This window comes from Ruegeria sp. H8 (assembly GCF_056532905.1).
Map to the genome: position 1 here is coordinate 34,518 of NZ_JBQFNY010000001.1, position 25,347 is coordinate 59,864.

At 58.7% G+C, this 25,347-nt stretch carries 22 protein-coding genes and 1 pseudogene; 11 read left to right on the top strand and 12 right to left on the bottom strand.

What is annotated here, in order from left to right:
* Positions 1–75 precede the first annotated feature (75 nt).
* Positions 76–783: an IS6 family transposase gene (locus tag ACR0A2_RS00155; protein WP_480833663.1), complete on the top strand. Its 708-nt coding sequence runs from the start codon at positions 76–78 to the stop codon at positions 781–783.
* Positions 784–1,262: 479 nt separating this feature from the next.
* On the opposite strand, the gene ACR0A2_RS00160 is transcribed toward ACR0A2_RS00155, so the two are convergent.
* Positions 1,263–2,900 carry a GMC family oxidoreductase gene (locus ACR0A2_RS00160; protein WP_480833665.1) on the bottom strand — a complete coding sequence of 546 codons (1,638 nt, stop codon included), beginning with the start codon at positions 2,898–2,900 and terminating at the stop codon, positions 1,263–1,265.
* Positions 2,901–2,910: 10 nt separating this feature from the next.
* Entirely contained in the window at positions 2,911–3,939 is a 1,029-nt protein-coding gene (locus ACR0A2_RS00165) for a LacI family DNA-binding transcriptional regulator (protein WP_480833666.1), read from the bottom strand.
* A 238-nt stretch (positions 3,940–4,177) separates the two neighbouring features.
* Between ACR0A2_RS00165 and ACR0A2_RS00170 the strand changes: the two genes are divergently transcribed.
* The 8 genes from ACR0A2_RS00170 (at position 4,178) to ACR0A2_RS00205 (ending at position 13,142) form a co-directional block, all read left to right on the top strand.
* A complete protein-coding gene (locus tag ACR0A2_RS00170; protein ID WP_480833667.1) occupies positions 4,178–5,644 on the top strand; it encodes an aldehyde dehydrogenase family protein in 1,467 nt (488 codons plus the stop codon).
* A 55-nt stretch (positions 5,645–5,699) separates the two neighbouring features.
* Positions 5,700–6,674 (top strand): ABC transporter substrate-binding protein, encoded by a 975-nt coding sequence (locus tag ACR0A2_RS00175; RefSeq protein WP_152458551.1) that lies wholly within the window; start codon positions 5,700–5,702, stop codon positions 6,672–6,674.
* 67 nt (positions 6,675–6,741) lie between these two features.
* Positions 6,742–8,277, top strand: coding sequence for a sugar ABC transporter ATP-binding protein (locus ACR0A2_RS00180; protein WP_480833668.1), 1,536 nt, complete (start codon positions 6,742–6,744; stop codon positions 8,275–8,277).
* The gene (locus ACR0A2_RS00185; RefSeq protein ID WP_480618070.1) at positions 8,262–9,239 is read left to right on the top strand and encodes an ABC transporter permease; all 978 of its coding nucleotides are present in this window, start codon (positions 8,262–8,264) and stop codon (positions 9,237–9,239) included. The genes ACR0A2_RS00180 and ACR0A2_RS00185 overlap by 16 nt, the downstream gene beginning before the upstream one ends.
* A 3-nt stretch (positions 9,240–9,242) precedes the next feature.
* On the top strand, positions 9,243–10,241 hold the full coding sequence (locus tag ACR0A2_RS00190) for an ABC transporter permease (RefSeq protein ID WP_480618071.1): 999 nt from the start codon (positions 9,243–9,245) through the stop codon (positions 10,239–10,241).
* Positions 10,238–11,338 carry a mandelate racemase/muconate lactonizing enzyme family protein gene (locus ACR0A2_RS00195; protein ID WP_480833669.1) on the top strand — a complete coding sequence of 367 codons (1,101 nt, stop codon included), beginning with the start codon at positions 10,238–10,240 and terminating at the stop codon, positions 11,336–11,338. The genes ACR0A2_RS00190 and ACR0A2_RS00195 overlap by 4 nt, the downstream gene beginning before the upstream one ends.
* The gene (locus ACR0A2_RS00200; protein ID WP_480833670.1) at positions 11,335–12,375 is read left to right on the top strand and encodes a zinc-dependent alcohol dehydrogenase; all 1,041 of its coding nucleotides are present in this window, start codon (positions 11,335–11,337) and stop codon (positions 12,373–12,375) included. The genes ACR0A2_RS00195 and ACR0A2_RS00200 overlap by 4 nt, the downstream gene beginning before the upstream one ends.
* Positions 12,372–13,142 carry an SDR family oxidoreductase gene (locus ACR0A2_RS00205; RefSeq protein WP_480833671.1) on the top strand — a complete coding sequence of 257 codons (771 nt, stop codon included), beginning with the start codon at positions 12,372–12,374 and terminating at the stop codon, positions 13,140–13,142. The genes ACR0A2_RS00200 and ACR0A2_RS00205 overlap by 4 nt, the downstream gene beginning before the upstream one ends.
* Before the next feature lie 30 nt (positions 13,143–13,172).
* Here the strand turns inward: ACR0A2_RS00205 and ACR0A2_RS00210 are convergent, their stop codons facing one another.
* From ACR0A2_RS00210 to ACR0A2_RS00240, 7 genes are all read right to left on the bottom strand, one after another.
* A complete protein-coding gene (locus ACR0A2_RS00210) occupies positions 13,173–13,592 on the bottom strand; it encodes a secondary thiamine-phosphate synthase enzyme YjbQ (protein WP_480445614.1) in 420 nt (139 codons plus the stop codon).
* A 112-nt stretch (positions 13,593–13,704) separates the two neighbouring features.
* Positions 13,705–14,568 (bottom strand): sugar phosphate isomerase/epimerase family protein, encoded by an 864-nt coding sequence (locus ACR0A2_RS00215; protein ID WP_480833672.1) that lies wholly within the window; start codon positions 14,566–14,568, stop codon positions 13,705–13,707.
* Between the two features lie 11 nt (positions 14,569–14,579).
* Complete coding sequence (locus ACR0A2_RS00220) at positions 14,580–15,470, bottom strand: NAD(P)-dependent oxidoreductase (RefSeq protein ID WP_480833673.1); 891 nt, start codon at positions 15,468–15,470, stop codon at positions 14,580–14,582.
* 224 nt (positions 15,471–15,694) lie between these two features.
* A complete protein-coding gene (gene uxuA / locus ACR0A2_RS00225) occupies positions 15,695–16,876 on the bottom strand; it encodes a mannonate dehydratase (RefSeq protein ID WP_480833674.1) in 1,182 nt (393 codons plus the stop codon).
* Complete coding sequence (locus tag ACR0A2_RS00230; RefSeq protein WP_480833675.1) at positions 16,873–17,925, bottom strand: Gfo/Idh/MocA family protein; 1,053 nt, start codon at positions 17,923–17,925, stop codon at positions 16,873–16,875. Before ACR0A2_RS00230 ends, uxuA begins: the two co-directional genes overlap by 4 nt.
* Positions 17,922–18,923: a Gfo/Idh/MocA family protein gene (locus ACR0A2_RS00235; protein ID WP_480833676.1), complete on the bottom strand. Its 1,002-nt coding sequence runs from the start codon at positions 18,921–18,923 to the stop codon at positions 17,922–17,924. The genes ACR0A2_RS00230 and ACR0A2_RS00235 overlap by 4 nt, the downstream gene beginning before the upstream one ends.
* Positions 18,920–19,936 (bottom strand): Gfo/Idh/MocA family protein, encoded by a 1,017-nt coding sequence (locus ACR0A2_RS00240; RefSeq protein ID WP_480833677.1) that lies wholly within the window; start codon positions 19,934–19,936, stop codon positions 18,920–18,922. The genes ACR0A2_RS00235 and ACR0A2_RS00240 overlap by 4 nt, the downstream gene beginning before the upstream one ends.
* A gap of 123 nt (positions 19,937–20,059) precedes the next feature.
* On the opposite strand from ACR0A2_RS00240, the gene uxaC reads away from it, so the two are divergent.
* Positions 20,060–21,403, top strand: a complete 1,344-nt coding sequence (gene uxaC / locus ACR0A2_RS00245; protein ID WP_480834443.1) for a glucuronate isomerase — start codon at positions 20,060–20,062, stop codon at positions 21,401–21,403.
* Positions 21,404–22,600: a mannitol dehydrogenase family protein gene (locus ACR0A2_RS00250; RefSeq protein WP_480833678.1), complete on the top strand. Its 1,197-nt coding sequence runs from the start codon at positions 21,404–21,406 to the stop codon at positions 22,598–22,600. It begins immediately after the preceding gene.
* Here ACR0A2_RS00250 and ACR0A2_RS00255 read toward each other — a convergent pair.
* The 3 genes and pseudogenes from ACR0A2_RS00255 to ACR0A2_RS00265 all read right to left on the bottom strand — a co-directional run.
* Positions 22,587–23,450, bottom strand: coding sequence for a sugar kinase (locus ACR0A2_RS00255; RefSeq protein WP_480833679.1), 864 nt, complete (start codon positions 23,448–23,450; stop codon positions 22,587–22,589). The two genes, ACR0A2_RS00250 and ACR0A2_RS00255, sit on opposite strands and share 14 nt — an antisense overlap.
* Positions 23,447–24,328, bottom strand: coding sequence for a DMT family transporter (locus tag ACR0A2_RS00260; RefSeq protein WP_171227993.1), 882 nt, complete (start codon positions 24,326–24,328; stop codon positions 23,447–23,449). Before ACR0A2_RS00260 ends, ACR0A2_RS00255 begins: the two co-directional genes overlap by 4 nt.
* A 3-nt stretch (positions 24,329–24,331) precedes the next feature.
* A pseudogene (locus ACR0A2_RS00265) lies at positions 24,332–25,255 on the bottom strand (NAD(P)-dependent oxidoreductase); the annotation flags it as partial.
* Positions 25,256–25,347 lie beyond the last annotated feature (92 nt).

Here is a 25,347-nt window from a genome sequence, read left to right on the forward strand (position 1 = left end):
AAAACTCGTCTAAGCGCTGGTCTTGTCAGAAGAACTTGTCTTGAGGCAGGCAGGACGGTTGCGTAGCTTTTGCCCATGACCAAACCTGCCTCTTTCAAGTACTTCAAAACCAGTCCCGAGGTCATCCGCCTTGCGGTGATGCTGTACATCCGTTTCCCGCTCTCGCTTCGAAATGTCGAAGATCTGTTGCACGAGCGAGGCATCGACGTGAGCCACGAAACCGTCCGATATTGGTGGAACAGGTTTGGTCCAATGTTTGCAGCTGAGATCCGACGGAAGCGTGTGCAGCAGCTGCGCGCGTTCTCGAAATGGAAGTGGCACGTGGACGAGGTTTTCGTAAAGGTGAATGGCAAGCGACATTATCTGTGGCGTGCAGTAGATCACGAAGGTGAAGTGCTGGAAGCCGTTGTCACCAAGCGCCGAAACAAGGCTGCAGCACTAAAATTCCTCAGGAAATTGATGAAACGGCACGGTTGCGCCAAGGAGGTCGTCACAGATCGCTTCGCTTCCTACAAGGCTGCGCTCAGAGAAATAGGCGCGTTCGAAAAACAACAGACGGGCAGGTGGCTCAACAACCGCGCCGAGAATTCACACCTGCCGTTTCGACGACGCGAACGCGCGATGCAGCGTTTCAGGCGCATGCGAAGTCTACAGAAATTCGCCTCCGTCCATTCCTCCGTCTACAATCACTTCAACCAGGAAAGATCGCTAGCCAGTCGAGACACCTTCAAGCTGACCCGCGCCGCCGCTCTTAGCGAGTGGCATCAGCTTTGTTCCGGATAGGTTCGCGGTTTCCGCGGCAAACTGAGACTGGTTCGAATTCGTCTGACAGCACCGCCACTCATACCTGTCTCACTTCAGTTGTGTTTTCTGATCCGGAATTGAGCCGAAATTCCAGCGATTTGACGCATGCGCTATCCATCAGAGGCGAAGCAGACCGTACCCTCGGCGCACGAGACAGGCCCCGGGCTCAGTGTCGCGTTTTGGGAGGGTCGCTTTGGGTGGGACTTGTTGACAGCCTGATCATTCCTTCTGGCGCAAGCCATGGGTGTGTTTGCCTGACTGCCGGAGAGTTGATCGATTGTTTCACGCCCGGGCGGGACAACTTTCTGTAGGGCGTTTGCCACACGCTCCTGCACCTTTAGCGGGGAACGTCCTGACGGCTTGAGGCAGGGTATTCTGTTTTCGGTGCAACGGGCAGGGCGGGGGCCATATCATTGCGCCAGAAGTTGGATCAACCAATGGTGACGCCGCAGCTCAGGTCAGGAATTGCGTATCTCGCGGGCCGATCCGATGCCAAGGATCAAGTCGGCACATCGTTCACCCAGCATCATGGCAGGCGCGTTTGTGTTGCCGGCGTTGATGTCCGGCACGGCGGACATGTCGCACACCCGCAAGCTCTCGATCCCGCGCACGCGCATTCTGGCGTCCAACACGGCCATTCCGTCGCCGTCCCGGCCCATTTTCGCGGTGCCCGCCGGGTGATAGTTGGTTTTCACGAACCGCTTGCAATGTGCTCGCAGCGTCTGATCGTCATCCGCTGTTGGAATGACGATTTCGCGGATCCTTCGCGCAAGCGGGCCGGACGTGAATGCCCGGCGAAAGAACCGCTGCCCCCGGATCATCTCCTGCATGTCGTCTTCATGCTTCAGAAGGTTGGGCGAGACCACCGGCAGGGCGTGAGGATCGGCCGAGCGAAGCCGAACCTCTCCGTGTGATTTCGGTTTGACCACCACGGTCGTAACGGTCAGGCCAAAGTCATCCTGCACCTCGTCCAGCGCGTCGCGATCCAGATAGACGATGGGCACGCAAAAGGCCTGAATGGTCGGTTCTCCGTCGGGGTTCGACGGATTGACAAAGGCGCCGGCTTCGACCCCCGCGGAAGTCACCGGGCCGCTGCCGAACAGTTTGAACTGGATGCCGTTGCGCAGCATCCGCCAGCCCTCACCTTGTTTGAAATATCCGTAAGGACCATTGGCAAAGGCAGTGATGGGAACTTCGGGGTGGTCGATCAGATTCTGTCCGACCCCGGGCAATGGGCAGATGGCGGGAATACCGTGTTCTGCAAGTTGTGCATCCGGTCCGATACCTGACAGCATTAGGATTTTCGGCGTGACCAGAGCGCCCGCAGCAAGGACAACCTCGCCATCGCACCGGACGGTGTTTGCTCCGCGTTTGTCCCGGTACTGCACCCCGACGGCCCTGTCGTTCTCAATGATGACTTTGCTGACCGTTGCGCCAAGCCGGATGGTCAAGTGCGGGTTCATCTCTAGAGGGGCGAGGAAAGCATAGGCCGACGAGCTGCGCTTTCCAGCGCGATTGGTGAACTGATAGAACCCGACACCACGCTGCGTTGCGCCGTTGAAGTCCGTGTTGAATGGTTCGCCAAGGGCCTGAACCGACTGGACGAACCAACGGGACATGTCATCGATATGCCCCGGATCCGAAACCTGCACCGGACCGTCGCTGCCATGCAGGTCATTGTGAAGCCTGTTATTGTCTTCCATCCTGCGGAAATAGGGCAGTACATCGTCCCATCCCCAGCCGACCCCGTCATTGGTCTGTCGTAGCAGGTCGTCCCACGCGTCATAATCAGAAGGGCGACCACGCATATAGACCTGCGCATTAACGGAAGACCCGCCGCCCAACACATTGGCCTGCGGAATGTCATGCACACGACCGTCCAGATGGTCTTGCGGTTCAGTTTTGTGATAGGTCATGAACTTTGACCCGTTGATCATCTTGAAGATGCCCGGCGGCATGTCCAGCAACGGATGGCGGTGCGCATGACCGGCCTCTAACACCAAAACCCTGCACTTGCCTTGGTTTACCAGTCGCGCTGCAGCTGCGGCGCCGGCAGAGCCGCCGCCGATGACGATGTGATCGAAGGTTTCCGTCATGATTTCGCCTTCAGGTCCGGCGTTTGGGCTCGCTGATCGAGTCGCGCTCGACCAGTTCGCATTCAAGCTTCACGAGGGGGTGCCGCTGACCATCAGTTGGTCCGTGGAACAGTTGTTCGACGACCCAGCGTCCCATCGCCCGAGTAGGAAGGATCATCGAGGTCAGGGGCGGCGACAGGTGTCGCGCGGTTTCATCATCGTCAAATCCGATGACCGAGATGTCCTCGGGGATGGACAGGCCAAGTTCCTTGAGCGCTTCATAGCAGCCAATCGCCATGCGGTCATTTTGGCAGAAAATGGCGGTTGGCGGAGAGTGCAGGTCCATCAATTCCCGCGTGGCAGCATAGCCTGCGCTGGGCAGCCAGTTGCCTTCGATGACCAAGTCCTCGTCAAATGGAATGTCGGCAGAAGCCAAGGCGTTTCTATACCCGGTCGTTCGTCCTGCCGCGCATTCCATGAACGGCTCGCCGGTGATGGTGGCGATTCGCTTGTGCCCAGCCTTGATCAGGGCGTTGGTCGCCGTATGTCCAGCAGCGACTTCGCCGGGGATCACCGCAGGAAAAGAGAGGTCGTCACAAAAACAGTTCAGCAGCAGAACCGGGGTAGCGGTCTGCCTGAGGATTTCCGGAACAACTACCCGCCGGGTGAAAACGGTTGCGTAAATGATGCCCGCAACCTGTTGGTCGAGGAAATATCTAAGCGTTCTGGGCTCGACCTCGGGGTCGTTTTGGGTTTCTGCCAGCAATACAAGATTTCCGGTGTCCCGAACGACCTGTTTCACGCCGTTGAACGCGTTTACCATTTCGGGGCTTGACGCCAGATCATCCACGACAAAAGCGATGGTTCCGTCCAACGCCGCTGGCCGGCGTGCGCTGTCCTGGGGTTTCCTGAGTTGAGAGGGCATGGCGTATCCAAGCGTGTTGGCGGCATCCAGGACTCGTTGCTTGGTGTCCTTGGAGATTTTGACGGAATCGTTTTTGTTGAGGACCAGCGATACTGTCGTCTGCGAGCATCCGGCGACGCGTGCAATGTCGTGCATCGTTACGCGCTGCCGGCCCGCGACTCGTCCCACACCCCTGTGCTGCCCGGCTTTGTTCGCTTGATTGTTCATCGCTCAACCTTTTTGTTCGCATCCTTTTTATCGATTATGCAGAAGGTGTGCAACTAATATTAGTAACTAATAATTAATATTAGTGTTGACGAAATAATATTATTAGTGTTTTGATCGACGGTGCGGTCGCCACTGTGGTTTGGCCGAGCAAGCGCGGGAGGCGAAATTGCGATCTGTAGTGGGGGAGTTGGGTCAAGTCATTCGCCATTCGATGTTTGTCGATGGCCGCTTTGCCGACTTTGGCGCGGGCACGGTTGATGTCGAGAACCCTGCAAATGAAGAGATCGTTGCGCAAGTTCCAGATGGCACTGCCGCTCATGCGGATGCAGCGGTCGAGGCGGCCCGCCGCGCTTTTGGCGCGTGGTCTTCGCGCCCGGCGATCGAGCGGGCGCGACTGGTTTTGAAACTCGCTGAGGCCATCCGGGCCGACGCCGGTCGTCTGGCAGTCCTGATCACGGCCGAGCAGGGCAAGCCGATCTCGCAAGCCCGAGGTGAAGTAGATGCCGCCGTCACTTTTCTTTGCCATGCAGCTGAAGAGGCCCGGAGGATTTCGGGTGACATAGTGGCATCGGACAATACGTCCGAGGAAATCCAGATCCGGCGTCATCCTTATGGCGTTGTTGTTGCGTTGACGGCCTGGAACTATCCCTTGGCATTGGCCGCCAGGAAGGTCGGACCCGCGCTGGTCGCGGGCAATACCGTTGTTCTGTTGGGGCATGAAATCACGCCGTTGTCCGGTCTTGCGGTCGCCGAGCTTGCCGACAAGGTCGGGTTTCCGCCCGGTGTTCTGAATGTTCTGACGGGGAAGGGGCCGGTGGTGGGGCAGCGGCTGGTCGAACACCCCGATACGTCACTGATCACGATGACCGGCAGCACGCGCGCCGGGAAAGAGATATTTCGCGCCGCGGCCGACCGGATAAAGGTCGTCCGGCTCGAGCTCGGCGGTAAGGCTCCGTTCATAGTGATGGAGGATGCGGATATTGATGCCGCAGTCTCGGCCGCCATTGGCGCCCGGTTTGCCAATTGCGGCCAGATTTGCACCTGCAACGAGCGGATGTATCTGCATCACGACATTGCGGATCAGTTCCTTGAAAAATTCGTGTCCGCAGCCCGCGCTTTGTCGATCGGGGATCCCATGGAAGACTGCGATCTGGGTCCCAAAGTCAGCAAAGTCGAGGTGACCAAGGTCGCTAATATCATCCAACGCAGCATCGCCGAAGGTGCCACGGTCCATCTCGAAGGTGGGCCCTTGACGGACGGTGCGCATCGCAAGGGGCACTGGATGTCCCCGACCGTTCTTGAGGTCTCCGACAACGGCAATGCCGCGATGCAAGAGGAGGTCTTTGGTCCCGTTGCGACAGCCATGCGAGTCGAGGATTTTGATCAGGCGATTAGTTTTGCGAATGACACTTCATTCGGGCTGTCCGCCTATCTCTTTACGGCATCGCACCGCCGATTGATGGAGGCCCCGAGCCGATTGAAGTTCGGCGAATTGTACCTGAACCGCTCGAATGGCGAAGCCGTGCAGGGATTTCACACCGGTTGGGGGCTGTCCGGTGTTGGGGGTGAAGACGGCGCTTATGGCTTCGATGGCTATCTGAGGAAACAGACGACTTACATGAATTGGGCATGACCTGAAAACTTGCGGTCAAAACGGAGGCGACCGCACCAATGGAGGAGGAATAACCATGAAACGCAGAACTCTTTTGATCTCGACTGTTGTCGCGGGTGCGCTCTTGGGCACTACGGCGATGGCACAGGATCTACCACCGCTTGAGCAGAAGGATCGCTACAAGGTCGGCTTTGCGCAGATGGAGTCGAACAACCCGTGGCGCATTGCTGAGACGAAATCGTTCCATGACACGGCCGAGGCCTGTGGCTGGGATCTGATCGCGACGGATGCGGCTGGATCTGCTGCCAAGCAGGTTGCGGATGTGGACAGCATGATCGCGCAAGGTATCGACGTTCTGTTCCTGCCCCCGCGGGAAGAAAAGCCGCTGATCCCTGCCGTTATGAAGGCCCGTGCTGCGGGAATCCCAACCTTTCTGGTGGACCGCTCGGTTGATCCGGCCGTTGCCAAGCCGGGCGAGCATTTCGTGGCATTCCTTGGGTCCGACTTCATTGATCAGGGCAGCCGGGCCGCACAATGGCTGATGGAGAATTTCGACGGCGACAAAGGCATCATTGTACAGTTGGAAGGCACGACAGGGTCTTCACCTGCAAATGACCGCAAAAAAGGTTTCGACGACGCGATTGCAGCGGATGACCGTTTTGAGATCGTGGCCTCTCAGACCGGTGATTTTGCACGCGACCTGGGTCGACAAGTGATGGAAACCCTGCTTCAGGCGCATCCAGACGTGAACGTGGTTTACGCCCATAATGACGAGATGGCGATCGGCGCGATTCAGGCTTTGGAACTGGCTGGCCGCAAGCCCGGCGAGGACGTGACCATCGTTTCGATCGACGGGACACGCGACGCGCTTCAGGCCATTATCGATGGCAAGATGGGGGTAACGGTGGAAAGCTCGCCCTTCTTTGGCCCATTGGCCTGTGAAGTCATGAAGAAATACGCGGCCGGCGAGACGATCCCGGAATGGGTGAAGGTCGAAGATCGCATCTTCACCAAGGACAATGCGGCCGATCACATCGACGAAGCCTATTGATTCTCCCTGGTGGGTGGTGCTGGCCTGTGGTCGGCGCCGCCTGCAAGCAATCGGAGGAAGACATCTCATGAATGCGCTCGTCTCGATGTCGGGAATTGAAAAGTCCTTTGCCGGTGTACCGGCACTCAGCCAGGCCAGCCTTGAGATCGCACCCGGCGAGGTTCATGCGCTGATCGGCCAGAACGGTGCGGGTAAATCGACGATGATCAAGGTTCTGACCGGAGTTTACGACCGGGATGTCGGTGACGTCCATCTGGCCGGTGTGCCAAGCCGCATTTCCACCCCGCGCGAAGCACAGGAATCCGGAATTGCCACGATCTATCAAGAGCTCAACCTTGTGCCTCTTCGGTCAGTGACCGAGAACATCATTATGGGGTACGAGCCCAAACGTCTCGGTTTTCTGGTCGACTGGCGCGAGGGCAACAGGCGCGCACGCGAGGTTCTTGCGCGCTTTGGCATAGTAATCGACGTGACCGAGCCGCTGGGAAATTTCTCGACAGCGATCCAGCAGTTGGTTGCGATTGCACGGGCCGTTTCGCTGGACGCGAAACTGGTCATCATGGACGAACCAACGTCTTCACTGGATGCCAGCGAAGTCGAAGTTCTGTTCGGTGTGGTGCGCGAGTTAAAGAAACAGGGCGTTTCCGTCCTGTATGTCTCGCATTTCCTCGATGAGCTGTTCCAGATCTGCGATCGGGTCACAACGATGCGAGACGGGCGTACCGTCAGCACGCGCAACGTCCGGGACACGACCAAACTGGAAATGATCGCGGACATGCTGGGCCGCAACAAGGACGAGATCGCGGCAGACGGTCTGACGGATTTCGCCGGCGCAAAGGCCAAGAAAGGCGATATCGTCTTGCGGGCCGACTCTGTTTCGACAGGCCCGCGGCTGACGCATTTTGACCTCACGCTCCACCGCGGAGAAATCGTTGGGCTGGGCGGGCTTCTGGGCTCGGGTCGGACCGAGGCCGCGCGCGCTTTGTTCGGTGTAGACGGGGCACGCAGCGGCGCAATCGAGCTGCACGGTGCGGTCGGGCAACCGTCCGGTCCGGGTGACGCAATCACAAACGGGGTTGGCTTTCTGACCGAAGATCGCAAGACCGAAGGGATCATTCCAGACATGTCCGTGCGCGAGAACATGACACTGGCCCTGCTGCCGAAGCTGGCCAGCCGTGGTCAGATCGACTTTGCCCGCGAGCGCGAGATCGTTCAGGCGTTCATCGACGATCTGGGCATCAAGGCAGCGCATATGGACCAACCCATTCGCGAGTTGTCCGGCGGCAACCAGCAAAAGGTGCTGCTTGCCCGCTGGCTGGCGACGCAGCCCGACATCCTGATACTGGACGAGCCGACCCGAGGTGTGGATGTCGGCGCCAAGCGAGAGATCCAGTCGTTCATTCGGTCTTATGTCGAAAAGGGCTTCGGCGTTGTCCTCATCAGTTCGGAGTTCGAAGAACTGGTGGAAGGCGCCGACCGCATCGTTGTCATGCACGAGGGGCACTCGGTCAAGGAACTGACAAACCCCGGGATTACCGAGAACATACTGGTGCGCGCGCTTGCGCATCATGAAGAAGGAACTGGTTCATGGACCGCGCAATGAAGTTGCCGCAACGGGTCGCATCGATGCCCTTCCGCTTTCACGGCGGCATCGCCGCGTTGGTCGCCCTGCTGGTGTTCAACGCGTATTTCACCCCCAATTTCCTGCAACTGCAAACTTTGTTCGTAAATATCAGCCAGGTTGCCACGATCGCCATCGTGGCCATGGGTATGACGTTGGTCATCGCCACGGGTGGAATTGATCTGTCGGTTGGCGCGGTCATGGCTCTGGCGGGGGCGCTGGCCCCGCTGATATTTCTGTCGGATCTGGGGACCGCGAATCCAATGCTCGGCGTCACTTTGGCCATTATCCTGCCGCTGTTCATCGCAGGGTTATGCGGGGTGTTCAACGGAGTGATGGTTGCCATATTGAACGTTCAGCCCATTGTGGCAACGCTCATTCTCTTCATCTCTGGTCGCGGTATTGCCCAGGTTTTGACGAACGGGAACCTACAGACATTTTCAAACCCTTCATTCAGTTATCTTGGAACCGGAAAAGTGCTTGGCTTGCCGTTTCAAGGCTGGCTGGCGCTGGCCATTGCCTGTGTGCTGTTCTGGGTGATCACCAGAACCACATGGGGCCGTTACCTGCTGGCGATAGGCGGCAATGAACGCGCGGCTTACCTGTCGGGTGGTCCCGTCCGGCGGGTCAAGATCGGGGCCTATGTCATCTGCGCGGTGCTTGCGGGCCTGGCGGGTCTGATCGTGGTTGCGATCAACTCGGCCTCGGATGCTGCGCGCAACGGCAATCTGATGGAACTTGATGCCATCGCGGCCGCGGTTGTCGGCGGGGCTCTTTTACAAGGCGGGCGGGCGCCGATCTTTGGTGCCATACTGGGAGCCGTGATCATCCAGTTAGTCAAATATACATTGCTGGCCAACGGGGTAGAGGACGAAGTTGCACTGATCGCCAAAGCTGTCATCATTATCCTGGCCGTTTGGGTCCAGCAGTTCCGGAGGGCTTGATCGATGTTGGATGAAACGGCTTTTGACCTGCGAAAGTACATTCGGCGCAATTCTGCCTCGGTGACAGTGTGGATCGCACTGCTGGCTTTGATCCTGTTTGGGTTGATGCGCTATGACAACTTTGGCAGCGCCTACAACTTCTCGTCTTTCCTGAATTACAACGCGATGTTCATCGCGATTGCGCTGGGCATGTGTTTTGTGATCATGACCGGCGGAATTGATCTGTCGGTTGGATCCGTGGCGGCCTTTACCTCGGTTGTTGCGGCCTATCTCAGCCCATACGGGATTCAGGTTGCGCTGCCGGGGGCCGTGCTTGCCGGGGTGGGCTTCGGAGCGATTAACGCCTTTTGCATCATCATCCTTCGGATTCCGCCCTTCATCGCCACATTGGCGACCATGCTGGCCGCCAAAGGCGGCGCATTGGTGATTTCGGGCGCCCAGACAATTTCGGTTGATTGGGGGTCGAATTTCACCAAGCTTGGCATGGGGCAGGCGTTCGGCCTGTTTCCATGGGCAATCGTCATCGTGGCCGGACTGACGCTGGCACTTTGGCTGGTGCTGGAAAGAACAACCATCGGGCGGACCGTGTTGGCGATCGGGGGCAGCGAGGATGCCTCGAACCTCATGGGCCTGAAAGTCAACCGGGCCAAGGCTTTCGTTTACCTGCTGTCGGGTGGCTGTGCCGGGCTGGCCGGAGTCTTTCTGGCCTCGGGCTTTGGAGCCGGACAACCCCTTGAGGGCATCGGATGGGAATTGTCGGCCATCGCATCCGTCGTTGTGGGCGGCACTCTGTTGACGGGTGGAATGGGATCGATCCCCGCGACAGTGGCCGGCGCGCTGCTGCTGGGTCTGGTCTTCAACGTTCTGAACTTTGAAAACGGTCAGGGGACCATCAGTTTCAGCGCCTATTGGCAGATGGTCATACGTGGAGGCTTTCTTTTTGCGGTCATCCTTTTACAGTCTCGGGTTATTGCCAGGCAGCAGAAGGTCTTGGGTTCGTGAATCGCATAGAAAGTGTTTCAGCGCGGCTGTTCAACGTCCCGCTCGCCGAAGTCCTGGTTGACGCCAAACATGGGGATCACACGTTCTTTCAATTGATCACCGTCACCATTCAAACGTCGGATGGGGTTGATGGGGTTGGGTACACCTATACGGGCGGCAAAGGCGGTCATGCCATTCTGGCGATGATCCAGCATGACCTTGCGCCATTCCTGGTTGGACAAGACGCCGAACAGATCGAAAGCCTGTACGATGCCATGCAGTGGCATGTGCACTACGTTGCACGGGGCGGGATCGCCTCGTTCGCTATTTCGGCCGTGGATATTGCCCTTTGGGACATTCGCGGCAGAACGCAGAATGCACCGCTGTGGCAAATGGCCGGCGGAGCGTCCAAACAGTGCAAGGCCTATGCTGGCGGGATCGACCTGAATTTCTCGTTAGAGAAACTGCTGCGCCAGACCGAAGGCTACCTTGCGCGTGGGTTCAACGCGGTCAAGATCAAGGTCGGTCAACCGGATCTGGCCGATGATCTGGCGCGCGCCCGGGCGGTGCGCGAAATGTTGGGGCCGGACCGGTTCTTCATGGTCGATGCGAATTACTCCATGAGCGTCGAACAGGCCATCGAGGCCGCCCGAGGGTTCGCCGACTGCGATATTCTGTGGTTCGAGGAACCGACTATTCCAGATGATTACAAAGGCTATGGCCGAATTGCCGAAGCCACAGGCGTTCCCCTTGCCATGGGTGAAAACCTGCACACCATTCACGAATTCGAGTATGCCTTTGATGATGCGAAGCTGAGTTTCATCCAGCCCGATGCCTCAAATTGCGGCGGGATCACCGGCTGGTTGCGCGTGGCCGCGCTGAGCGCTCAGCATGGCATTCCGGTTTGCAGCCATGGCATGCAGGAATTGCACGTTAGCCTCGTTTCGGCGCAACCCAACGCGGGGTGGCTGGAAGTACACTCATTCCCGATAGACCAGTACACGACCCGTCCGCTGGTTGTGGAAAACTGCCTGGCCGTGGCCCCGGATACGCCGGGAACCGGAGTGGAATTCGACTGGGACAAACTGAATGCGGAACACAAGGAGATGCATACATGACGACCCAGACGATCTCTGCGGCGTTTTACCGGGGCAACAAGAGCTTTGCCGTAGAACAGGCCGCGGCGACAGCTCCGGGCCCCGGCGAGGTCGCCATTCGCGTTGCCTATTGCGGGATTTGCGGGACGGATATGCACGTCTACCACGGTAACATGGATGCCCGTGTCGGTCTGAACCGGGTAATCGGACACGAGATGTCCGGTGTCGTCGAAGCGGTGGGCGAGGGCGTCGATGCGGTAAAACCCGGCCAGAAGGTCGTTGTCCGACCGCTGGATCACTGCGGAGAATGCCGGGCCTGCAAACGGGGGCATCAGCATATCTGCCAGAACCTCAAGTTCCTGGGCCTCGACACTGATGGCGCCATGCAAGAGATCTGGACCGTTCCGGCCCACACGTTGCACGTTCTGCCGGATGACTTGCGCATGGATCACGCGGCGCTGATCGAGCCGGTCGCCGTTGCCTGCCACGATGTGCGGCTATCCGGCCTGCAACCTGGCGAGGACGTTGTCGTCATCGGCGGCGGCCCGATCGGCATACTGGTTGCCATGGTCGCGCGGGACGCGGGTGGCAATGTCGTAATCTCAGAAGTGAATCCGAACCGTCTGGCGATTGCCGAAAAGCTTGGTTTTGACACGATCAACCCAATCGAAACCGATCTGGTGACGACGATCAACGCGCGCACGGGCGACAAAGGGGCGGATGTGGTGTTCGAGGTATCGGGAACGCAGCCCGGTGTTGATGCGATGACCGCCGTTGCCGCGACGCGGGCCCGGATCGTGATGGTCGCGATCCATGCCCTAAAGCCCCAGATCGACCTGTTCCAATTCTTCTGGCGAGAGCTGCAACTGATCGGTGCTCGGGTCTATGAGCCGGAGGATTACGAGAAGGCGATCGCAGTTGTCGCCTCGGGCGGAGTGGACGCGGATGTTGTGATTACCGACGTAAGCCCTCTGTCAGACATTCAGGCTGCGTTCGAAGCACTGGATCGCAGCCCAACCGCAATGAAAAGCCTGATCGAAGTAGGACCGCGTTCATGAGTGTTTTGCAAAGTTTCGACCTGACGGGAAAGACTGCGCTTGTGACCGGGTGCAAACGCGGCATCGGGCGCGGCATGGCCGAGGCATTGGCATCGGCCGGAGCTGATATCATCGGAGTGTCGGCCTCGCTTGAGCTGTCCGGGTCGGATGTCGAAAAAGCTGTGACGGCGATGGGACGCAATTTCCGGGCTTACCAATGCGATTTCTCGGATCGCGCCGCGTTGCATGCGTTTATTGATCAGTTGAGGGCAGACGGACAAGCTATTGATATCCTTGTCAACAATGCCGGCACGATCAAACGAAAACTCGCCGCCGAACACCCGGACGACTGGTGGGACGAAGTGATCGAGGTGAACCTGTCCTCGCAGTTCGTTCTGTCCCGAGAAATCGGCAAGGACATGCTGGCGCGCGGCTCTGGAAAGATCATCTTCACTGCATCGCTGCTGACATTTCAGGGTGGCATCACTGTGCCGGGCTACGCGGCCTCGAAAGGCGGGATTGGACAGCTTACCAAAGCTTTGGCCAACGAATGGGCTGGGCAGGGCGTGAACGTGAATGCGATCGCCCCTGGTTACATCGCGACCGACAATACCCAAGCCCTGCAGGACGATCCGGTCCGGTCGAAGTCGATCCTGGAACGAACACCTCAGGGCCGCTGGGGTACGCCTGGTGATTTTGCCGGACCGGTGGTCTTTCTGGCTTCTGCCGCGTCGGACTACGTCAACGGTGAAATCCTTGTCGTCGACGGGGGCTGGATGGGGCGGTAGCACCGTCAACCCTCCATGGGACCCAAGGCATCAATCCCCGATGTAGTGCACCTTCAATCGGCGGGTTTTAGGTGCCTCGCGATGTTCGAACAGGTACAGGCTTTGCACGCGGCCCAGCGGAAGCTGCCCCTGTTCGACCGGGATCGATACCTGAGTTTGCGTCAACAGCGCCCGCAGATGCGACGGGGCGTTGTCGTCTTCGGTCGGGCGGTGGTGATACTTCCCTGGTGACTTGGGTACGATTTTCTCGAAGAACGTCTCGATATCCTTGACCACTTCGGGATCGGCATTGGCTTGCACCAACAGCGCGGCACCTGTGTGGACGCACCAAAGGGTCAGCAGACCCGAGCCAAATCTATGTTCGGACACCACACGCTGAACAATCCCGCTGATGTCGGTGAGCGATTTGCCGGGCGTTTCAATGGACAGCTCAAAAAACTCTTGCTTCATCCATCAGACCCTTTCCTTGATCTTGCGCGAATGCGCCCAGCTACCCGCACCCCATTCGGCACGCAACCATGAGGCTCAAGTGTATGATTTATAACGTACATTAGCGCTTCATTCATGCAAACAGGCTCTTGAACCTGTCTACACACAGACGAAACCCTTCTTCGAAATTTCCGTTGCCGGGGTGATAAACACTCTCGAAGGAAATGACGCCATCATAGCTGTCGGATCGGAGCGCGCCCGCGATGGGTTGGAACAGAGGCGCAAGCTGACCTTCCCCTATGCGGCGCACTTCCAGCGTTGCCCGCGGTGTGTCGACCTTTACGTCCTTGATGTGAATGTGACCCAGATAACCACCGCGCAACTCTTCATAACCGTCCGGATATGCCAGTTCATGGCACCAGCAGTTGTTTCCGGGGTCCCACAGCACCTTCAAAGCATCTTTTGCGTCCAACTCGTCAATCAGCTTGCGGGCTGTATAGTTGGAGTTGACCAGGGTGCCGTTTCCGGTTTCTACGACTAACGTCACGCCCTCGGCCCTTGCCAGTTCAACCGCTGGCGCGATTAACGGAGGCATCGAGTCCCATACCCCATGTGCTACGTTCCACTTTTCGGCGCCGTTTTTTCCCCAGAGTATCTGCTCTTTTCGTTGGGTCATGATCCGAACCAGCGGAGACCCAACAACATGCGCCATGTCGATTACGCGTTTCAAGGCGTCCATGTGCCCGGTGTGCAGGTCGTCACCGGGCCTGTTTGCAGCTGTCATCCCGGCAAAGATATGGCGCGACAGACAGGACACAGGCTTGCCCCGGTCACGCAAGAGCGCGTCGATCTCGGCAATTTGCTGCGGGGAGTGGTCCCCGACCTCGGTGTCGCCTACGAACTGAAGCTCTGCATAGTCCAGACCGAATTCGTCCATAACGTCCACGGCATGCCGCAAATCGCGGGAAATGCCGTCGCAAATCACACCTAGTTTCATGTTCAGCCCCCTCAGCGATGCAATTCTGCGCCAACGATCTCTTCGATGACGCGCGTACACACCCAATTGTCGCCGTTCGGGTATTTGGTTTTTCCGGCGTGAAAGATCTGCATTGCGGACGAGGCTGTGTGCATCGGAACACCCAATGCACCGGCCAGTGCCAGAGAGATCGTCAGGTCCTTGTGCATGGTTGCGATGTGGCTGCCGGTAGCCTCGAACTTGCGATCAATGATGTTTTCAAGGGCGGTATTCACCACACCGCACCCCGCGCTGGAGGATGAGAACACGTCAAGCAATGCTTGACCGCTGACACCGGCTTTGGCCGCCAGGGCCGCAGCCTCGAATGTGGCGGAAAAGATCGATCCGATAAGGGATTGCAGGCAGGCTTTCACGGTTTGGCCGTCGCCGGCGTTTTCTCCGACCCGATGAATGGTTGCTGACACTGCCTGCATGACTTCGGCATTTCGGTCCAGTACATCCGCGGCACCGGCAGCCATCATCGTCAATGTGCCGTTTTGCGCGCCGGGAAACCCACCCGAGACCGGCGTGTCGATCAGGTGGATGCCCGAGCCCGCCATGTCTTGCCCGATAGCGCGGGCTTCGGCCGGGGTAATGGTCGCCGACAGGATGACCGTTCCGCCTTTGGGCATATTCGCAACCAGTCCGTCTTCACCCAGAATGACATCGCGTGCCTGATCTCCGTTCATCACCATGACAAATACGCTGTCGGCGTGACGACCAACCTGTCCAACGCTGTTCTTGGGCAGGCCGCCCATGTCGGCAAATGCCGTCATGCGTGTCTCGCTCAGGTCGAAACCGGAGGTTTCAAAACCATTCTTGATTAGGTTCTTGGCAAGGCCGCTGCCCATGTCGCCAAGACCGATTACGCCTGCAGTTTTCAATTGGAGTCCTCCCGTTTTTCCGCCATTTCCGTATGGCAGACGTTTCGAAAAATGATGCCCAATCGCATCGGTTTTCGCGGGAGTTTCACGCGTCTTGAACAGACGTCGGGCGAGTCCGGAAGACACCCCGCTGCCCGTTTACGTGCCGTAAGTAAACGAAGAATGCGGCGTTCAGGCAAGCAAAGAAGTGTTCCGGGCGGGAAGAAACCGCCTGACCGGACGCGTTACGAGAACGCCGCCATAATGCCGCGCAGTTCCGCCAGCCCGCGCATACGCCCGATCAGCGGATAGCCCGGAGTGCTGTGTCCGCCCAGATCGCTCAGCAGTTCTTGTCCGTGGTCAGGCCGCATTGGAATTTGCCAGTCGCTGCGTCCTTGGGATTTGCGGCGGCGTTGTTCGTTCATCAGCTCGCGAATGGTGCCGACCAAGTCGGTGTCGCCCTCCAGATGCGGAGCCTCATAGAAATCCGGCTTATGTCTGTCCGACCCCGCGATGCGTTGGGTATTTCGCAAGTGAACAAAGTGAATCCGGCCGCCATGCCGGCGCACGAACTCCGGCCCATCGAATTCAGGGGAAACACCCAGCGATCCGGTACACAAGGTTGCACCGTTCGCGGGCATATCAACCGCATCCAAAACGGCGCCGTAGTCATCGGAGCTGGACATGATCCGCGGCAGGCCAAGCAACGAGAATGGCGGGTCATCAGGATGGCAGCACAAGCGCAGCCCCAGTTCTTGGGCGACTGGGGCGACCTCAGACAGGAAGTCGATGAGGTTTGCGCGCAGCCGGTCACGGTCGATATTCGCATATGTCTGCAACAAAGCGCGCACGTCCTGCACGCTCCACTGATCGTTGGCGCCGGGCAATCCCGCAGTGACATTGTGCTGTAACTGGGCTTTGGATTCATCCGACATGTGCAAGAAGCGATCCTTGGCCGTTTGCTGGACGGCGCTGGAATAGTCTTCGGGCGCGCCCGGACGTTCGAGAATATGTATGTCAAATACAGCAAAGTCGGTCAGGTCGAACAGCATGGCCGTTCCGCCATGCGGCTGCGGGGCGCGAAGGGCGGTGCGCGTCCAATCCAGGATCGGCATGAAGTTGTAGCAAACGACTTTGACGCCACGGGCGGACAGGGCCCGGAGGCTGGATTTGTACGCCTTCAGATGCTCGGCCATGTCCGCCGACTGCGTCTTGATCGCCTCGGAGACGGGCAGGCTTTCGACAACGTCCCAACTGTACCCGGCCGCGGCCAGAACGGCCTGCCGGTCGGCGATGCTCTGTTCATCCCAGGGCTGTCCCGGAGGGATGTGATGCAGCGCGGTGACGATGCCCTGAACCCCGACCTGATGGAGATCGGCCAGGGCGATCGGATCATCGGGTCCGAACCAACGCCAACATTGTTTCATGGCAGCCATCCTTCATACAGCGGGTGATCGGGCCTGATAGGAAGAGCAACGCGCTGCCCGGTACGCGCCGCGTGATAAATCGCCGTCACAAGGCCGATGGACGCAGCGCCATCCTTCAACGTAACGGCCGAATTTGTCTCGGACTGCAGCGCCTTGCCGATTTCAGTAAAGAACCCTTCGAACCCCGTTGGTTCGGCAGCGGCAGCGGCAAGAGCCGCGTCGATAGCGGCTTGATCCGCCGGATCCCGTGCGACGAATGACCAGGGCGTTTGACCCGGAGCGTAAGGTTCGGTGCCAGAAGTGGCGGTCAGTTTTTCAAAGACGAACCGCAGGCGGGTTTCGTCCGTGGCTGCGCCCAAGGTAATATTGCTTGTGCACAAGGCTCCGGAAGTCATGCCGAAGCAGATCGCAGCGCAGTCTTCGGTCTCGATCGGGTTGACCCGCGTTGTGGTCATTGCGGACACCCAGGTGATGTCGCCCGCGATATGAGACAGCAGATCATGGTTGTGGATTGCATGGCCCAGCACTGCGCCGCCGCGTTCCCCGGCCCATGTTCCCCGCCACAGCACCGCGTAATAGTCTGCCCCTCGGGACCAATGGGTTTCAAGCGCGGCAGTTTGGACCGCTCCGGTCAGGCCTGCGCGTTGCAGGTGGCGCAATTGGGCCAGTGACGGGCCCCACCGGTATTGAAAAACCGGAAAGACACGCTTGCCCGCGCTGCGTGCGGCTGCCGTGATCCGATCCACATCCCGCATCGAGGTCGCAAGAGGCTTTTCGCAGACAACGTTTTTTCCTGCGGCCAGTGCTGCAAGGGTAGTCGGTACATGCAGATGGGGCGGCAGGCAGATGTCGATGACATCAATCGTCGGATCATCCAGAGCGTCCTGAATGTTGATCAATGCTCGAAAACCCGAGTTCTGCCGTATCTGTTCGATCCGGTCGATATTCTGGTCGACCACAGCGGTTACCCGGAAAGTACGGTCAAGCCGTTCCAGTGCGCTCAGATGTTGCGCACCGATACCTGCGCCGAGGATCGCAACGTTGATCATCTGCGTTCCGCCATTTCCTGCGCGCGCAGTGCCAGTTCCATGACCGTAAAGCAGTGGGTCTGCGTCATTGCGGTTTCAGTCCGGTTGCGAATGTCATCGGCCAGGCGCGCAAAGTAGGGAAGGCCGGCGTCGGATGCGTCGATCCTTTGGCAGGTTTCACCATTGACGAGGATCAGATGATCTGTCCCCGGGGCTCCACCCACATCGACATATTTCCGCAACTCGATATATCCTTCCGTGCCCAGGATCGTCAGACGACCATCCCCCCAATTTGGCAGGGCATCCGGCGTGAACCAGTCAACCCGGATGTACCCGGTTCCATTCTCGCCGCGCAGATTGACCTCGCCGAAATCCTGCAATCCGGGATCGTTTGGGTTTGCGTAGTTTGCCACATAAGCGTTTGTGATTTCTGCGGTTTTCGAACCTGTATAATGCAGGAACTGATCAATCTGATGCGAGGCGATGTCGGTCAGAATGCCGCCATATCGGTCACGCTGAAAAAACCATTCTGGCCGGGTCGCCCGGTTCAATCGGTGTGGGCCAAGTCCGACCGTCTGGACCACGCGCCCGATGGCACCGGCCTCGACCAGCTCGGTGGCCCGGGTGCTGACGGGCGTTTCGAACCGCTCCGAGAAGTTCACCGACCAGATCCGACCGGTGTCTGCGACCGCTCTTTTGATCTGGTCGAGTTGTTCGAACGTCGTGCAGCCCGGCTTGTCGCTCATGACATCCATGCCATTCTGCATGGCGCGGATCGTCAACGCGGCCCTATCTGCCGGTATTGCCGAAATCAGCGCGAGATCCGCCCCGCAGGTCAGGGCGTCTTCCAGTCGGGCCAGCCGCGGAATATCGGGAAACCTTTTGACGTAGCCCGCCAGCGTTTCCGGATCGCCTTGTGTCCAATAGCCAACGCAGTCCACGCCGATTTTGCGCATGTTTTCCGTCATGCCATAGATATGGCGGTGGTCTAGGCCAAGGGCGACGCAGGTCAGGCTCATGAGATGACTCGTGTTCTCTGGCCGGTTCGATTGGCGATCTGCATCGCGTCTATGACGGCGTGTGTCAAAAGGGCACTGCGTCCGGTGGCCATGGGCTGCGTTCCACTGGAAACGGCCTTGGCGAAGTCCTCGATGACCGCCTGGTGCCAGGCATGTGTGAACGCCATGGGATCGGCCCCTCCGCCTGTGGCGGCGGTCTCGCCGACCGTGGATTCCCGGCCGTCGAAAGTGGTCACGGTCAGGGCACCTGACTCCAGATGCGCTTTGGCTAGGGTGCCCTGGATCGTGATGGACTCAGCAGACCCGGGAAATTCGGCGGTGGTTGCCATCAACGTGCCTACCGCGCCGTTACCCATTTCAAAGACTGCACCTGCCCAATCCTCGGCCTCGAGATCGTGTAGTGGAGTTTTCCTCATCACGGCCTGAATGTCCGAGATCGGCCCCAGCATCCACATCGCTAAGTCAAGCGTGTGGATTGCCTGCGAGATCATGACGCCGCCACCGTCGCGTGCATAAGTGCCGCGACCAGGCTCGTCATAGTAGCTTTGATCGCGCCACCAGGGGACACGGATCTCGACCGTGGCGATCGCGCCCAACTCGTCCTGTTCGATGGCTAATTTCAGCGCCTGCGAGGCGGCGCGGGCGCGGTGCTGAAAGACGATGCCCAGCGGCACGCCAGACATCTCGCACTGCTCGACAATGGCTGTCGCGGCGTCCAGCGTTCTTTCGATGGGTTTTTCCATCAGGATCGGTTTCGAAGCGGTCGAAAGAACCCGCACCAACTCTGTGCGCTGATCGGGCGGGGTTGCGATGATCGCGAAGTCAACGTTTGGGTCGTTTGCAATTTCCTCGACCGAGCCGAATGCGCGGGTATCGTTTCGCCGCGCGAACTCAGCTGTTTTTTCAGGATTGTGCCCGAGGACGCCGGCAAGACTGAGGCCTTGTTCCGATGCCCGAATGGCGGCGACATGCGTGCCAGAAACCATCCCCAAACCAATCAACGCGATATTCATTCAATCCCCCGGATCACCCGGTCAGTCTGCGGGTTCGAACGGGAAAGATGCAACCATTAAAAACTGTGTTAACAATTGCGGGCGGCAGTATCGGAGGCAGAATTGACTGGTAATTTGAATGGGATGGCAGAAGACCTGTATCTGGGCATCAAAGACCTGCCGATCGTGTCTCCGCATGGTCACTGCGATCCGGGTTGGTTTGCAACCGATGCGCCGTTTCCCAACCCGGCAGAGCTGTTGGTGGTTCCCGACCACTACGTCTTCCGTATGCTCTATTCGCAGGGCGTTCCCTTGTCCGAACTTGGCGTTGGGGAAGAGGGACGAAAAAAGGATCCTCGCGCCGTGTTCCGCACCTTTGCCGAGCACTGGCATCTGTTTCTGGGAACGCCATCCCGGATCTGGATGAACTACGTGCTGCATGAAACGCTGGGCGTGTCTGACGAGTTGTCTTCGCGCACGGCAGACCTGATCTATGACAAGATCTCAGAAAAGCTCGCGCAACCCGAGTTTCGCCCGAGGGCTTTGTTCGACAGGTTTGGGATCGAGGTTCTGGCTACCACGGATTCCGCTCTCGACGACCTCGTGGAGCATCAGGAGATCCGTGCAAGCGGTTGGGGCGGGCGGGTTGTTCCGACGTTCCGCCCAGACGGGGTTTTGGATGGGGCGGATCCGGAGTTCGTACAGAACCTGAACAAGTTGGCCGAACTGACAGGTTGCGATCTGGGCAGCTATGATGGCTATCTCGATGCGCTGCGGATGCGGCGGGCTTATTTCATCCAGCTGGGCTGTACAGCCACCGACCACGGTATCGAACGCGTGCAGACCGAGTGGCTGGAAGATCCGGATGCGATGTACCAGCGGCTGAGACGGAGGGAAGGGACCGAACAGGATGCTCGCCGGTTCTATGGGCATATGCTGATCGAAATGGCGCAGATGTCTGTCGATGATGGACTGACCATGCAGATACATGCAGGCAGCAAGCGCAACACGAACCACGCTGTATTGCGGGACTTTGGACGGGACAAAGGGGCCGACATTCCAATCGCGATGGATTGGGTCACGGGCCTTGAGGCGCTGTTGAACCGGGTCGGAAACTCGGCGGAACTGCGCATCATTCTGTTCACACTGGACGAAGGCACCTATGCCCGTGAATTGGCCCCTATGGCGGGACATTGGCCGTGCCTTCGGATCGGACCGCCTTGGTGGTTCCACGACAGCCCGGCCGGGATTGCGCGGTATTTCGATCAGGTCGTCGAAACGGCCGGATATTACAACCTGGCCGGATTCAATGACGACACGCGGGCTTTTCTGTCCATTCCTGCACGACACGACCTCTGGCGGCGGGGAGTGGCGATTCATTTGGCCGAGCAGGTTGCGCGCGGTTACTTCGGTCGGGACAGTGCCGAGCATCTTGCTCGGTTGCTGGCGAACGATCTGGCGAAACAGGTTTATGGGTTGCAAAGCTAGATGGGTACACTTCTTCACTTCGGCCTCGGAAACTTTGCCCGGGCGCATTTGCTGGACTACACCGATCAAGCGGGCGGATGGGACGTTGTCGGTGTCAGCCTGCGTTCATCCTCGGTTCGGGATGGATTGGCCCGTCAGGGTTTCGAGTACGACCTGTGCGTACAGGGGCAGGGCGTCCGGCGCATCAAGGCTCTGCGGGACGTTCTGGTCGCGCCCGAGGATCGTGCAGCGGTATTAGACGCGATGGCGGATGCCGAGATTATCTCGGCGACCGTGACCGAGAAAGGTTATCATTTGGATGCCGCGGGCAAGCTGAACCTTCAGGACTCGGCGATTGCCGCCGATCTGGCGGGGCAAGGGCCTGCGACGCTGATCGGGTTTCTGGCTTTTGGCCTTGCGGAACGGCGAAAGCCAGTGACGGTGCTGAGTTGCGACAACCGCATGGAAAACGGAAAAACGCTCGAGATGGCCGTTTCCGATTTTGCGAATGCAGCCGGTCTGGACGTCAATTGGGATGCCGTTTGCTTTCCCAACGCGATGGTCGACCGGATTACCCCGGCCACTACGGACGCCGTTCGCGCAATCAGCGGCGACCCAATGGCCGTTCCGACCGAAGCGTTCTCGGAGTGGGTGGTCGAAGACAATTTTGCCGGTCCGCATCCGGATTGGCCTGGCGTGCAACTGGTCGATGATGTGGCCCCGCACGAGATGCGAAAGCTGCGCATGTTGAACGGTGCCCATTCCCTGTTGGCTTATGCAGGTTTGGAGCGGGGCCTGACCTACGTTCACGAAGCGGTTCGAGACCCGGTTTTGCGCCCGCTGGTTTCCGGGTTCTTGAAGGATGCGGGCGCAACGCTGCCCGCTGCGCTGCAAGCGCAGGTCATGGACTATGCCGAGGCTCTCTTGCGCCGGTTTGAAAACCCCGAGCTGGCGCACCGTTTGGACCAAATAGCGATGGATGGCAGCCAAAAGCTGTCCTATCGGTTTATTCCCACACTCCGTGAAACCGGGTCTCAGGCGGTGATCGCGGGGGTGCGGGCCTGGATTTCCTATTGCACGTCCGAGACCGCCAAGGGCAGGGCGCTGAATGATCCTTGCGCGTCGGAGATTGACGCGGCGGTAAAGCAGCAAGATCCGCTAGTGCCGCTTTTGCGTCTTGTCGGGGCCGAAGACCTCGCGCCACTTATCCAGGAATGATCGCGCCGCGGAACTGAACAACGGTGGATGCCAGATTGTGTCCAGCCATCAGGGCCTCGGCCTGTGATTTCCCGGTCAGTAAGGCCGCGAGGTACCCACCGTTGAAACTGTCGCCCGCTGCTGTGGTATCCAGTACGCTCTTGGCAGGTTCATAGGTTTGTTCAATGTGCTGACCGATGGACAGAGGTCCGTTCTCACCGCGTTTCAACGCACCGATGCCGTGATGGACGGCAAAGCGTGCTGCCACCTGATCCGCGCTTTCCCTGAACAGTGCCATCTCGTCGTCGATGGATGGCAGGGCAATGTCAGCACGCCGCCAAAGCCGCTGGTTGATCTGCCGGGCGTGTTCAACGCTATCCCAAAGACGCGGACGAAAGTTGCTGTCATAGACCAACCGGACGGAAGAACCTTCGAGCCAGTCCAGAAGTGCAAGCCGAACCGCATGCGGAAGAATGGCCACGGAAATACCTGACAAGTAGAGCACGTCGTAACCATTTAGCGGGCTGAAATTGTGATCGGCAAAAAGCTGACGGGCGGCCGCCTCACTGCGCCAATAGGTAAAGCTGCGTTCACCGTCCGCGGATGTAGTGATTGCGTATAATCCAGGAGAGGCGTTCGGAATGATGCGGATGCCGGATGTCCCGATGCGATGGCTGTCGATGAAGTCCGCGATGCGCCCCGAAAACGGGTCGTCACCCAGACATGTCACATATTCCACCTGCAGGTCAGGCGCTGCGCGGCGCATGTAGATGGCTGTGTTCAGCGTATCCCCCGCGACGCCTACCTGTGCGCCGGTTTCCAGCATGGACAATTCGATCATTGCTTCGCCGATGCAGGCAATTCGCGTCATTTCTTTTCTCTTTTCCAGATGATGAGACCGGCGACCATGATCAGCGCAGCTCCTGCCAACGTGAATGCATCCGGTACCGTGTTAAAGAACAGATAGCCCCAAATCGCAACATAGACTAGGAACGAATAGGTGAATGGCATCAACTGGTTGGCCGTTCCGAACCGATGCGCGTTCGTCAGCAGTTGATGCCCGCCCCAGCCAAAGACGCCAAGGCCGATCAGGACAATCAGGCTCCAGGTGTTTTCCGGCTGGACCCAGAACCAGAGGGCGAAGGGTAACAGAACCACAGTCCCGGTAAGCCCGAGGTAGAATTGCATGGTGTCCACCGCAACAACTCCGGACAGCCTGCGAGTCATGATCGAGTACAGGGCCAACGCCGTGGCGTTGTAGACGATCAGCAACATGGTTGGATGAAAGGCCGAACCAAACGGCCGCACGACAACCAACACCCCCAGAAAGCCCAGGATGATGGCCGCCCAACGCCATGGGCCCACGCTTTCTTTCAACACGAAGACGGACAGGAAGCACACGATGACCGGGCTGGAAAACATGATTGCCGATACGACGGTCAGAGGCAAAAACCGCAGGGCATAAAAGTTGAAAACAGTCGCCGAGATCAGCAGCAAGGCCCGGCTTATCACCTGCCATGGGTGGTCCGTCTTGAACCGGCCAGCCTCGATCCCGCCCTTGGCGATCACGCCCACCGAGATCACGAAGTGCCCCGCATAACGCATGAACGCCAACTGAAATGCCGGCACGCCGGCCAACGCCAGCCACTTGGCCCCAAGGTCCACCAGCGAAAAGAACAGCCACGCCATCAGCATCAGCACGATGCCAAGGCGCGGCAGGTCCGCAGTGGGGTTGGCGGTGACGCCCATCGATCAGGTGTCGAAACGCTTGACGTAGTAGTCAACCATCTGGCTGACCATGTCATCCGCCTGACCGTGGTCGCGCGCGTCGTTCAGCGCCGAAAGCGCCCCCTGCGACATCACACTTTTAACGCCTGCCTCGCGCGCCATTCGATCATAGTAACCAAGGTCTTTTGCAGCGTTCTTGATGGCAAAGGCCAGCTGGTTTGGGTCATTCTCGACACCGTAGGCCTTGACGAAATCCATCATTCCGGAATGCAGCGGCCCTGCGGCCATTACGTCATACAGCTGCTTGCGGTCAACGCCGGTGATATCAGCCATGGCAAAGGCTTCGGCCATCGCGTTCGCAACGGTCATTCCGAAGAAGTTGTTGATCAGTTTGATGGTATGTCCCGATCCGACCGGGCCAAGGTAAAAGACGTTCTCGCCCAGGTCCTTTAGTGTCGGCTCGGCCTTGTCAAAGGCCTCCTTGTCGCCGGAAGTCATGATGTTGAGCTTGCCTTCCAGCGCGTGCGAGGGCGTCCGGCCAAGCGGAGCATCAAGATAGCTTCCGCCGGCTGCGGCAACCTCCTTGGCCAGCGCGCGCGTGCTGCCCGGAAGTGAGGTGCCAAAGTCGATGAGGATCGCCCCGGGTTTCAATCCCGCGATCACTCCATCAGCACCGCGCATACGGCCTTCGACCTGTTCAGAGGTTCCCATGCACAGCATCACGATGTCGCTGGCCTGAGCCAGCTCCCGGGCGTTTTGCGCCTCGCGGGCGCCCCGGTCAATGGCGACGTCCAGATGTGTGCGGTCTCGGTTTCCCAGCACGGTGACCGAGTATCCCTGGTCCAACAGCCGGCTCACCATGGCTCCGCCCATGAGACCCAGGCCGATAAACCCGATTGATGGTTTGCTCATTGGTTTCCCTTTCCGTGAATGTGTCTGGTTTTCATTCTTGTGTCTGGCGTGTGCGGTTTCGCGGTTTGGATGCTAATTCGCCCCGGAGGACAATCGCTGGTTCTTGAGTGGCAGGTATATTGCCGGAC